9 protein-coding genes are annotated in these 12,572 nt (G+C 51.0%); 2 read left to right on the top strand and 7 right to left on the bottom strand.

Annotated elements, in window-relative coordinates; all coding sequences use genetic code 11:
• Positions 1 to 108: 108 nt before the first annotated feature.
• From G8770_RS09150 to G8770_RS09135, 4 genes are all read right to left on the bottom strand, one after another.
• Positions 109 to 1,407 (bottom strand): aminoglycoside phosphotransferase family protein, encoded by a 1,299-nt coding sequence (locus G8770_RS09150; protein ID WP_167185139.1) that lies wholly within the window; start codon positions 1,405 to 1,407, stop codon positions 109 to 111.
• 156 nt (positions 1,408 to 1,563) lie between these two features.
• Positions 1,564 to 2,169, bottom strand: a complete 606-nt coding sequence (locus G8770_RS09145) for a hypothetical protein (RefSeq protein WP_167185136.1) — start codon at positions 2,167 to 2,169, stop codon at positions 1,564 to 1,566.
• A 121-nt stretch (positions 2,170 to 2,290) separates the two neighbouring features.
• Positions 2,291 to 2,722 (bottom strand): GNAT family N-acetyltransferase, encoded by a 432-nt coding sequence (locus tag G8770_RS09140; RefSeq protein ID WP_167185133.1) that lies wholly within the window; start codon positions 2,720 to 2,722, stop codon positions 2,291 to 2,293.
• A gap of 45 nt (positions 2,723 to 2,767) precedes the next feature.
• Positions 2,768 to 4,336, bottom strand: coding sequence for a cytochrome P450 (locus tag G8770_RS09135; protein WP_167185131.1), 1,569 nt, complete (start codon positions 4,334 to 4,336; stop codon positions 2,768 to 2,770).
• Positions 4,337 to 4,663: 327 nt separating this feature from the next.
• On the opposite strand from G8770_RS09135, the gene G8770_RS09130 reads away from it, so the two are divergent.
• Positions 4,664 to 5,332 (top strand): TetR/AcrR family transcriptional regulator, encoded by a 669-nt coding sequence (locus tag G8770_RS09130; RefSeq protein WP_167185127.1) that lies wholly within the window; start codon positions 4,664 to 4,666, stop codon positions 5,330 to 5,332.
• A gap of 395 nt (positions 5,333 to 5,727) precedes the next feature.
• Complete coding sequence (locus tag G8770_RS09125; RefSeq protein WP_167185124.1) at positions 5,728 to 7,098, top strand: spinster family MFS transporter; 1,371 nt, start codon at positions 5,728 to 5,730, stop codon at positions 7,096 to 7,098.
• A 110-nt stretch (positions 7,099 to 7,208) separates the two neighbouring features.
• Here the strand turns inward: G8770_RS09125 and G8770_RS09120 are convergent, their stop codons facing one another.
• The 3 genes from G8770_RS09120 to G8770_RS09110 form a co-directional block, all read right to left on the bottom strand.
• A complete protein-coding gene (locus G8770_RS09120; protein ID WP_167185122.1) occupies positions 7,209 to 8,954 on the bottom strand; it encodes a class I adenylate-forming enzyme family protein in 1,746 nt (581 codons plus the stop codon).
• Between the two features lie 225 nt (positions 8,955 to 9,179).
• On the bottom strand, positions 9,180 to 10,373 hold the full coding sequence (locus tag G8770_RS09115) for an FAS1-like dehydratase domain-containing protein (RefSeq protein WP_167185119.1): 1,194 nt from the start codon (positions 10,371 to 10,373) through the stop codon (positions 9,180 to 9,182).
• Between the two features lie 341 nt (positions 10,374 to 10,714).
• Positions 10,715 to 12,259, bottom strand: coding sequence for an arylsulfatase (locus G8770_RS09110; protein ID WP_167185116.1), 1,545 nt, complete (start codon positions 12,257 to 12,259; stop codon positions 10,715 to 10,717).
• Positions 12,260 to 12,572: the final 313 nt, after the last annotated feature.

The raw sequence follows: 12,572 nt of genomic DNA, 5'->3' as shown, positions 1-12,572 counted from the left end.
AGTGTAGGACACTGAGGCGCTGATTGGCACGCAGGAGTTCAGACGGTCATTTTACTGAGGGCAATAACAAGACGGCATTCGTGCAGAGCACACGGTCTATACCCGCCGCTAAGGGGATTCGTGAAAGGACTCCATAAAGTCGATGATTTCCTGCATGTCCTGACTGTGCCAGAAACTCAGAAACACCGACATGATCAGCAGTTGCGAACGGGCCCTTTCGCTGCTCTGGATGCGCTCATCGAGCCTATCTTTTGCCACAGCCAATTCCGGCGCGTGAAGCAGAATCAATTTCGGCGCATCCAGCATCCAGGCCAGCCCCATCATCCCGACATAGATTTTCAAATGTCGTTTTAGCTCACCAAGAATAATTTTTTCACCACCCGCCTGATGAAATTCATCCACGAACAAGGTCAGTAACTCATCCAAATGATCATGCCAGATGTTTAACTCTGCCGCGCTCAGGCAGCCCCAAATCGCCATAGCCACATTCATTTGGCACACATTTCCCCAGTCTATCAGGCCACATTGCAGTTGTTCCTTTTCATCGCGCCAGAACCAGGCATTGTCCACGTGTGCATTCCAGTGACACAAGGCGATCAATTCCGGTGAGCTCTGGAGGATCTGTTTGGCAACAGACTCCAATTTCTGGAAACGCGGCGCTTCTTCTGCCAAGCGCTCAAGAAAAGCATCGCTGCGGATAGGTTCCGGCAAAATCTGAGGGTAGGCATGACTGAACTCGGCGTATTGCCTGACACGGCGTAATATCTGTTCAGGCGTATAAGGCGCACGTTGACTGACCGACAATTTTTCCGGCTCAAAGGGAAAGTAAGTTTCAACTGTGTCGGCTAACTTTCCAGCCTTGTGTGTACCCGCCAAACGTGCCAGGGCGGTAATCAGTGCCCGGTAGTGCCCCAGGGGATCGGGCATTTCATAATCCAGACATTTGGGGTATTGGGGCTCTACCCCATTCTGATCATAAGGAATTCGCTGAGTAATGAGGATGCCGGTTCCGGACTCATGGTGGAAATCGGAGAAGTAACAAATCGGAACGGCCACGGGAAAACCTGGATCCCGAGATAACAAAGCAAATAATACTTCCAATTCCATCTGCACTTTTGCCGCATCTCTATGGTCATTGTCAAAGTCTCGGGAAAACTTCACAAACAGATCGCGATGTAAATGTGGCAAGGGGGTTTCATACTCAACCGAGAGCAGCACTTTTCGACCGGTGCTACCCCCCTCAATTTCGCGGCATTCGGTAATGGTCTTGATTCGATTATCGGCGGCTAGCACGCCGGTCAACTGGAAGGCCCTGGTCAGAAACGCCTCTCCCCCTTCCATCAGGGCAGCAGCGTGTGCCGGTATGTCCAATCCCAGTCTATCGCCGCGGATCCAATCGATTTTCATAGGTGTTCTCATCGCAGGTGAATAGTCACAGAACAACCTACCGCGAGAAAACTGCTTTGTACATCACTCTATCGGTACACTCTATTGATTACCTACGTACAGTCAGCCTGGCTAAGCAACTCAAAACAGATTGGGTTGACTCCCTGAGTACTGGTGTCATCGAAATAATTGCCACTCCTCTTGCGATGCGTAATAACCATTAATGTAGGTTACCCTCTGCATCGATAGAGAACTTTGATCCGCAATGATCTCATACCGTGTTTCAACCAATCTCGCCCCGGCATTGACATTATTTCGACGGGATTTTTCAATGAAGACAAAGTGATTATCGGCCACCATGTTCAAATCATAAATCCAGAAGCCATTGAGTAATTCGAGATTTTCCAGCCTCAGAACATTATCTTCGGCAAAGGTTTTTTCAGCATGGATATTGAGATTACCGGCAGAGTCCAGTTCGATATCCACCTCCAGGGTGGCGTCTTGATACTCCTCCCGGGGCTCTCCTACAGAACCTTTACAATCCTTGAAAATCAGATCACCCAGCCAATCGCCTTCCAGTTGACGAAACAGGTTTTCAAGTTGATTTTTTTCATCGACTGTCGGGATATACTCGTTTTCAAGCTCATAATACCCCTCGCCCAGAGCAATCAAATTTGGCGACTGTTCATTACAGCTATTGGCTGTCGCAGCAGGACTTAAAACCGCAACGCCTATTACAAATACAAAGATATAAATATTCTTTAAACTGGTTTCATTATTCATAATTCTTCCCAGCCTCACTGCATCGACCACAACTACATTAACTACTCAACCTCTACATTACTGAACTACTCATAAACTACTATAGCTATAATCACAGCCTCAACCACAACTGAAACTGCAATTACAACCGCTTTTCCATTTTTACATGGGGGATACCCTGTTCGGTATAGCCCTCCCCGACCATCGTATACCCCAGTTTTCGGTAGAACTCGACGGCCGTTTGCCGCGCGGACATTTCCATATGGGTGAAGCCACGCATTTTCAAGATGGCTTCTACAAAGTCAATCAGCCGGCTGCCCAATCCTCTACCCTGAAACACTTCAGACACGGCCATTTGCCGCAATTTTCCCACAGTGTCACCCGGCAGTGGTTTGACAACCACACAGGCGGCCAGCTCGGAATGTATAAAAACACCAAAATGAAATTGCCGGGCATCATCCTTGACATCGAGGCGGGTCAAAATCAGGTTTAAAGGAAAGCGAAGCACAGCCTCCCGAAGGATCAGGGTTTGTTTGTAATCCTCGGAATTGTAATTAATTTCTTTAATGATCATGGCCATCTTTACCTGAAAACCTGTCTCTGCCGTCTCAGTTTAGGTTCAGGGTTTCTGACCTGTAAAAGCGAAAGACCCCATAAACCCTGCTTTAACCTTGCCTGACATGCTATTCCCTTCCACCTTGCCCGTAAATTTCAAAGTCATTTTCATCGGCTTACTGATCTTGTTAATCCAGGTCACATCGCCGGTTGCAGGATTGTAGGCGATTTCTTCAATGACCGTAGTGGTGCCTTCGCCGGTTTGTTCGCCTCCCAATACACCGTCTGTCGTGGTTAAAGCCAGGCTGCTGTCCATGGGGCCCGTTGGACCTTTGACGGTCACCACCCACTCACCATCCAGAGTCGCGGGGGCCGACGCTGAGGAGGCGGCATTCTGCTGTGCCTGTTGCACCGCCCGATCCTTGATCGTCTGGGCACCACGGGCATTCACATACGCGGGCAATGTGTCCCAGCCACGCACGGTCGAGGTTGACAACAATTTGGCATGCTCCATGTCCACGTCCCAATCTGGAATACGCTTCAATAACTCCTCAAACACCACCCGGCCTTCCAGCCGTGCCAACACATTACCGATGCACGTATGAATACCATAACCAAAAGTCACATGAGAAGGAGTTCTACCGCGATACAGATCAAAATGATCCGGGTTGGGGAAAATGCGCTCATCGTGATTAGCCGATCCCACAAGGAACAAGATCGCACTCCCGGCCGGTACCGTCTGTCCCTGAATTTCAACGTCTTTTGCAACATATCGGGCGACATGGGGACCCGGTGGTTCCAGCCTCAGCACCTCCTCAATCGCGTCGGGAATTAACGAAGGGCTTTTCACCAATTCCCGCCGCTGCTTCGGATGCTCCGCCAGCGCCTTCGCCACCCAGCCGATCAACCGGTTGGTAGTCTCATTACCCGCTCCGGCGAGAACATTAAAAAACGTCACCAGTTCTTCTCGTGTCAGCTTGCGCAGGGTTCCGGTCTCATCCGTAAACTCAACATTTATCAGCTCTGTGGTGACATCATCACCCGGGTTCTTCTCTCGCCAATCAATGTATTTATCAAAGCTTTGCTCCAGTTGCAGCCCCTCGCCATAATCCAGCGGTTTACCTTCTTCGGTGCGCATTTTGGAGTCGGTAATTTCCCGAACAGATTGAAAGTCAGACTCTGGGATACCCATCAACATGCCGATCACCCGCATGGGCAGTTCACGTCCCACATCGTGAATAAAATCGAACTCATCTCGCTCTACCAGAGGGTCCAGCACCTGAGCCGCCAATTTTCTTACCATCGGTTCCAAATTCATCATTCTTCGCGGGGTAAACAAACGCTGGGCAATTTGACGGTACATGGTGTGACGGGGCTTATCTTCAAAGATAAACGTCCCGGCAGGCATCTGGATATTCTGTTGGATCATTTCCAGAATACCGCCACGAGACGAGATAAACGTTTCATGATCACCCAGCCCCTTGCGCACATCTTCATACCGGCTTACGGCATAAAAGTCGTATTTCTTGTTGTAATACAGAGGTGCCTCTTGCCGTAAACGTTGGTACACCGGGTAGGGTTGTTCCACAATTTCCCGTGAATACGGATCGTAATAAACCTCGCTGCTTTCCATACTGTTGCCTTTGTTATAGTCAGCCCCTGTTCATCAATTGTCCCGTTAATTATCAGGAATGAATCACAGGAACAGGTTGCTATGACCGAGCGCTTTCTTTTGATGACAAGGATTTTAACGTGTGAAAAGAATCGCCCTGAATGACGTGCCGGGTATTCGATACACCAATGATAATAGCCCCCACTTCAAATTAGTGTCAACATCCTGACATCAATTCAACTTTTCGCTATACTAAGCGGCCAATGATCCAATTAGCCGCCACAGGGCTGCCGGATGATTGTCATGCACCACAAGCAAAACCCGGATTCGTGAAACAAAAGGTTATCCATGACGCCACCTGATAAACTCAGCACCTCGGACCTCGATGCACCCGGTGCTACGAAAAACACAGTAAAACGCCGACGCTATAATAGCCCACTGCGAGAGCAACAGATGGCGAAAACCCGTCAAAACCTCATCCAGGCGGGAGTGGAGCTGGTGCACGAATTTCCCGATTGGGACTGGAACAATCTGACTTTCCGGGCTGTCGGCAAACGCGCCGGTGTCAGCGAGAGAACCGCTTATCGACATTTTGCGACAGAGCGTCAGCTGCGTGATGCTGTGATGGAAGAGCTGGTCAAAGATTCCGGTATTCGTCTGGAGGAACTGGAGCTGGACAACTTCAGCGATGTGACAGCGCGTATTTTCTCAATCCAGTCGTCGTTTGCGGTGACACCGAAAACGGTAGAAGACCCAACCCTTGCAACGATGGATCAACAGCGACGGGAAGCCCTGCACCAAGCGGTTATTCGCGCCACGCCCTCCTGGCAGCAGCAGGACCAGGAAACTGTGGCTGCCACCCTGGATATTCTCTGGAATCTGCCGTCCTTCGAACGCTTGATTGCGGCATGGGATTTCGAGCCAGAGCGAGCATCAGACACCATTCTTTGGGTCATTGCGCTGATCAAAGAAGCGGTTCAGAAAGGTAATAAACCCAGTGAATACTGTCGTGAGTAATTACGACTGCTGGTACGGGCTGCTGGTTGCTTTCTAGTAGCTTTCTAGTAGCTGTCTAGTTGCTCCGGCCAGCTCCGCTGACTGCGGCCCCAAAGAAGCCTGGCCCACTCTTCGACAGCTCTCTCAGGCATTCAATCCCACCCCAACAAAAGCAACGCCATGCCTGGGCCGCTACTACTGACAGCTACCCCGCACTCCCACCGCCATCTGATCATTCATTGGCCTAACCAAGCTTTACCTTTCGATGATATACAACACTGATGTCCAATGATAAGGTTTAGCGATAATATAACCGCGGTCGCAGACACCGCGGTCACAATAAACCTACCGCCGTTCTGCAGCAGAGCTGATCCGTTCTTGATGACTCTCACTCTGGCTGCCATAAGGATTATTCAATGTCAGGCATGTCTCCGGCCCAGCTGTCCCCCTATCCTGCCCCTTCCGTAGCCTGGCGAGCCACTATCATATTATCCCTGCTGTACTGGCTGTCGATTCTGGACCGTTTCATTATCGCGTTGTTGGTAGATCCCATTAAACGGGACCTTGGCTTAACGGATATGCAATTCGGCCTGTTACAGGGTGTAGCCTTTACCATTACCTTTGCAGCCTTCGGACTGCTGGCCGGCGCGCTAGCCGATCGCTTCAGCCGTCGCTGGATTATCTTTGCCAGTGTGTCGATCTGGTCCCTGGCTACCGCCGCCTGCGGCCTGGCCCAGAATTTTTTCCAGTTGCTGTTTGCCCGGGTGGGCGTGGGAGCCGGCGAAGCGGGGCTCAACCCCAACGCCAACTCCATGCTCGCCGACCTGTTCCCCAGAGATCGACTGACATCCGCCATGGCGGTCTACACCATCGGAGCCACTATTGGCTCAGGCATGGCTTACCTGCTGGGCGGCATGATTGTCGATCTGGTCAGCAATTCCAATCCGATTGCCTTGCCCTACATCGGTGAACTGCGTCCCTGGCAATCCGTATTCCTGATTGTCGGGATTCCCGGAGCATTTATGTCGCTGCTGATATTTACCATCCCGGAACCTGTACGTCGGGGAAAATTGAGCACTGCGGAGGCCGCCAAACGTAAACACCTGCTCAGCTCTTATGCAGAGTTATTGAAATTCATGCGGCCTCGCTGGAAGTTTTTTACCTGCCATTATATGGGGTTTGCCATTGCGTCGATTGTGTTGACTAGTGGCGCCATGTGGTATCCCGCCCACATGGGCAGAAGTTTTGGCTGGGACGCCAGCACCATCGGCCTGAACCTTGGATTGACTTTAATTGTTGCCGGCGTCACCGGAAAATTACTCAGTGGCTTCATCATGGACACGATGTACCGCCGCGGTTACCGCGATGCCCAGCTGCGCTGGTACACAGGCTGCCTGCTCGTCGCAGCACCCATTGGTATTTTAGCCACCACCAGTGATAACCCCTGGGTGTTTTTAGGTGGCATTGGTGTCTTTCTTATTTTGCTGGCGCCCCTGCCGGCTTGCTACAGCACCGCCCTGAACCTGGTTACACCCAATCAACTGCGCGGCACCGGCATTGCATTCTTTGCCGTCACCGGCGGCCTGATTGGTATGGCAGCGGGGCCTATTGTCGTAGCGGCTATTTCAGATTATCTGTTCGGCTCAAACCTGGGGATGGCGATGGCTGCCACCATCGGCGTTTGCAGCCCGCTGGCAGCGCTGTTTCTGTTTCTGGGTTGTCGCCCTATGCGCGAAGCGGTTAATGAAGCAGAAAGCTGGTCAGGCAACCCTGTAACCGTCAATTAACAGGATTGCCTAAATGTAAAAAGGGAGCTGGCTTTCGCTGGCTCCCTTTTTCTGACACGCTTTTGATTGCGTCGAATCTTACACTTTACTCGACAGCTGTCCATTCAAGGCTATTGCGTCACTGCCGCCAAACGCTCTGTTGCCATTTGTCGAATGTCGCTGGCTTTGACTTTTTCATTACCGGTAAGAGAAAATTCGTCTTCAGCAAAGAACAACACTTTCCGCGGGACTTTAAAACTGGCCAACTTCTGCTTGAGAAAGGCAATCATTTCTTCCTCATCCAGGGTTGCACCGTCAACCGGCACAATACAGGCCACCACCATTTCACTGAGGGTCTCGTGAGGTACACCAACGGTTTGCGAGCGCTTAACGCCGGGATAATTTCCAATGACCGTATCAACTTCTTCCGGTGACACATTGGCTCCGCCGGTTTTGATGATGTCATTCAGGCGCCCTTCCCAAAACAGGTGGCCGTTTTCATCAATATAACCGCCATCGCCGGTACGGTAATAACCGTCTTCATCAAAAGTCTCTTCTGGAGATTTGCCCAGATACCCTTTCATTAAGGTCGGGCCTTTGATACAAACCTCACCACGCTCGCCCATAGGCACAATGTTTCCAATGAGAGGATCGACAATCTTCATAATATTGCCTGGTAACAAAGCACCGAAATTGCGTGGGTCTTCATTGGCCGGATCTCCCAGCACAAACGAACTCAGAATACTCATGGTCTCGGTGGTGCCAAACGCATTGGGCATTTCCCACGTCGACGTGACCGTAGGGTGCTCCATAATCAGTTCACCCTTGGTGATCTGACGAAGACTGCTGAGATCCGCCTGTGCCCAACGAGGACTTGCCTGCATACGTGCCCACTGGTGGGGCCGACCATTCATCAAGCTCACTTTTTCTTTTTCAATTAACGCTAAGGCTTCGTCGGCATCAAACAATGGTTGCAAAATTATTGCACCACCGGTGGATAACGCCGTCCCCACAATAATCGATACCGGCCCTGACCAGAAGAAACCATTACCGGTCCAGCTGCGCGCTGGCTGATCCAGTCTCCACAAACGTTTCCAGCGCCAATACTGAATCGTGAACGCCTGTTGAGAATGTAAAATACCCTTCGGCAGACTGGTGGTACCTGATGAAAAAAACAGGGCGCCGGCATCCGATGGATGCACTTTTGCCGCTCTCGCCTCTACCACTTCGGTTGAAATCAATTCGGCAGTTTGTAAAAACGAGTCCCAGGATTCAATCGCTTCGATTGCAAAGACATCGCATTCAGCATTGCCCGTTTTAGTCACGCCATCCAGATACACCAGACGTTTTAAAAACGGAAAATTCTCAGAAGACATCGTCCCGGCTTTTGCGGATAAAATTGCCGGTTCAAGTTCTGTCAGCATCGCCGCAAAATCTTTTTTCAACACTTGGTCTTCAAACAGTAACACCGACACATCCGAGACACTCAGTAAATGCTTCATTTCATCCGGAGTTGAAAACGTACTGAATACGACAGACACGCCACCGGCAAGGGCCGCACCAAACATGGCACTTAGGTATTCAGCCCGGTTGGTCATTAAAATACCCACGCGAGTATCTTTAGTGACACCATTGGCAATCAATGCTTTCGCAACCCGAACGGATTCGTTCCACAAATCCTGATAGCTCCAGCGCAGAACATCGCCGGTGTGAGCACCATCAGAGGAGTTTTTCCCATAGTGCATGACAACAGCTTCGCTCGCCGCGTAGCGTTGCGTGACTTCCCGAAGATACCCCGGAATTGAGAGTGCTCCAATGCCTTCCTCTTCACTGAGAGGCATGGCGTGGAACAAAGAGAGTGGTTGTGCTTTTATCATTATTGTCTCTGTGCCTCTTGTTGCAAAGGCTGTTGATATAGACTCAAGTTAAAAATTATTTTTGAACATTGCTCTGAAAAACTGACGCCAGCCAACCGTTGAGTTGGTCTTGTGTTGAACAGACTCTGCATTCACAGGCCCTGCAGAGCAGCAGGAATCCTGCACAGCGTTATGCAAGATGGATAACGCTGTGCAGCGGGTTATCGAATCAGCAGTGGGGGCTGATCAATAAGGCAGTTCGATTTCAGCAATGGCACTGAGAATGACGTCGCCATCCTGAGTCGTCTGCTTTACTTTCACCTGTACCACTGGCATGCCATAGGCTGACTGCTCAATTTTGTCGATCACCTCACCGTCAATGTAGGTTATATCCCCTTCAAAGGCTGGCATGCGGAACTGAGACTTCGAATGCCAGATGTAGCCTTCATGACCGGCCCAATAGGCCATGTAGTCGTGGAACCAGGCACTCATGGAAGCACCGTAACCGTAGGCACCTCCCATACCAATTTTTTCAGCCTTATCCTGGTTGATGTGACCACTGGACGGCCCGTGATAAAGACCGTCTTTCTGACGCGGATCAATCAGACCGGCTTCGTGATCGTAGGTCATGTTTTCTGAAAATCCGGCATCTTCTTTGGCGGGATCGTAAACCCCTTCCGGTGCATTCCAGCGCCAGGTACCCCAGATATTCTGACGGTGAGCACGGCATTCCAGTGCAAAGGTCACCACGGAGTGTGGCCCTACCACACGCCGTCGCAATTTATCGCCAATCTGGACTTCTTCGAAATGCGGTGAAACCCCTTCACGGTTTGACAGGATCCAATCCATACGGGTGCGGGCGATTTCGTCCAGCTCCTCGGTCGTCCACTTTTTAGGCGTGCGCTGCTCTTTGTCGTACATACCGCGCTTCCTGGCTTCTTCTATCAGGTAACGGATGGCCGTTGAGCGCTCTTTAGCCACCAAAGAACCATTTTGGTTGCGATGCACCGTATCACCACGGGAGAAGACGGTGGGGCCGGCAAATTTTGTGTCAGCGATGTCATAGCCATCAAAACGACGCTTCTGGGTCAGCTTGTCGCCTGGGCGAACCGGGGTGCCGTAAAACCACCACTCTTCACCGCCAAAAATCAGGTGAGAGCCCGGGATATTCCCGACACAAGCCGGGTGACAACCATGGCCGTAGTCCATGGCCACTGTGAATGACTGAGGTGCCACAATGCCACCAAATTCGGATTCACGGGCAAACTCTTCGTTCCAGTGAATCGGGTTGGGGTAATCCATGGCCTGCACCCAACGGCGAATATCGGTGGCATTACAGGGATCCCATAACTCGGCAAAGATCACCGGTTTGCCGACCCACTTGTCGACATCACTCATATCCAAAGTCACCGGATTTTCGTTCTCAACAGCAGCAGACATGTGGCCTCACTCCTTTCAATTATTATTAAAATTCATACGATAACGGGTTGATTGGCAAAATAGTAAGCGACTTGCCTACCGAGGTCTCCGCACTTTACGCGGCGTTATATACACTTTGCGCAAGCGGGTTTGGCGATGCCCCGAATACTCTTTACGCCGTAATTATATACGCCGGCAGGCGCTTAGAGGTGTAGATTTAAGGGAAGATGACGGAACTGATCTACGACCAGGCAGGAAGGTAAATCAGACACAAAAATGCCCGAATTCATGCAAATCCGGGCATCTCTGCGAGTTTTGGCCAATCAGGAGTGAGTGATCCACTCCCAATCCGTTATTGAGTCTTAACGACCACCCGCTCCCTTACTCATGGCTTCCATCACCTCATCCAGGTTGAACGAGGCGGGTTTCTGCCGTGGAGGGTACTTTTTGAAAGTTTCTATCATCTTGCCAGCGATCTGCTGTGACGGTACCACCATCCACTGCAGCTGCGCTTCCATCCACTCGTAGTATGTATTGGAATTTTTCTGGGCCCGCTCGAACGGATCCATACGCAGATCAAACACTAATGGCGCGCGCAGACTCACAAAAGGCTCCATCCAAACACGGAACGTGTGCGCTGTTTGCTCCTTGAACACCAACTTCCAGCGGTCATAGCGCATGGCCACTAACTGTCCGTCGTCATTCCAGTAGAAGAACTCCTTGCGTGGCCACTCACCCGCATCCGGTTTACCGGTAATATGCGGCAAAAGATTGTAGCCATCCAGATAAACGTTGTAGTTGGTGCCGGCCGCCCGATAGCCTTTAAGCAACTTAGCCTTGATGTCGGGCTCCCCAGCTGCAGCCATTAAGGTAGGCACCCAGTCGTTGTGCGCGGCAATCTCGTTGGACACGGAGTCTGGCTTAATTTTACCCGGCCAGCGGATCATGAACGGCACCCGATATCCACCTTCCCAATTGGTGTTCTTCTCACCGCGAAACGGCGTGATACCACCGTCGGGCCACATGTTAAAGTGAGGGCCGTTGTCGGTGGTGTAGATCACGATGGTGTTATCGGCAATGCCCAGATTGTCGAGATGATCCAGCAACTGCCCGATCTCGAAATCGTGCTGCATCATGCCATCGGCGTATTCATTCAGGCCTGATTTACCCGCCCATTTGGGTGGCACATGGGTGACATAGTGCATACGGGTGGTGTTGAACCACAGGAAGAACGGCTTGTCAGCTTTGACCTGTTTATCCACCCAGGTGGTGGCCGCTTCCAGAAACTCGGTGTCGGCCGTTTCCATGCGCTTTTTGTTCAGCGGGCCGGTATCTTCGATTTTTCCGTCTTCAGTGCTGTGAATCACACCACGGGGTCCGAATTTTTTGCGAAACTCCGGGTCCTTCGGGTAATTGGGGTTCTCCGGTACCTCTTCGGCATTGAGGTGATAGAGGTTGCCGTAAAACTCATCAAAGCCGTGGTTGGTAGGCAAAAACTCGTCACGGTCCCCCAAATGGTTTTTACCAAACTGGCCACTGACGTACCCCAGTGGCTTCAACAATTCAGCCAGGGTCGGGTCTTCCTTCTGGATACCCAGTTCCGCTCCGGGCGCTCCCACCTTGGTCATGCCCGTGCGCACCGGCATCTGTCCGGTAATGAACGCAGCGCGACCTGCGGTACAGGATTGTTCGGCATAATAATCGGTAAAGCGCATGCCCTCTTTGGCAATCCGATCAATATTCGGTGTCTTGTAGCCCATCATACCCGCGTTATTCACGGACAGGTTCCAGTATCCGACATCATCACCAAAAATCACCACAATATTGGGTTTGTCTGCAGCAAACGCCATCGGTCCCAACGCAATTGCTGATAACGCCAACAGTAAATTCCAGATCGAAACTTTCATACTATGTCCCTTAAGTTATCATCGGCGCCCCGATTAAACGCAGGTCGCACAATTCAGCGATACAGGACTTAGTGTAGATCGGTCTGATGGCTCTGCAAGAAAAACACCGGGTAAAGAGGCTCTTAACGCCAATCCGTTTGGGGAATCGCGACTGACACAAAAGCAGGAGTTACAGTGGCCATGTTTTCTGCAAGGTGGATACGACTTTGGCGGATAAGTCTTTTAAGCCAACCAAACAGATTCTGAAAAACTGGCGATTGGAGTGCACAGCTCAACATCTGTCATGTTTATGGCAGCTTACCGTCATGGCTGG

This window comes from Pseudomaricurvus hydrocarbonicus, from assembly GCF_011602365.1.
Taxonomy (GTDB): domain Bacteria; phylum Pseudomonadota; class Gammaproteobacteria; order Pseudomonadales; family Cellvibrionaceae; genus Pseudomaricurvus; species Pseudomaricurvus hydrocarbonicus.
The sequence above is the reverse complement of the archived record's forward strand: the minus strand, read 5'-3'. Positions and strand labels throughout refer to the sequence as shown.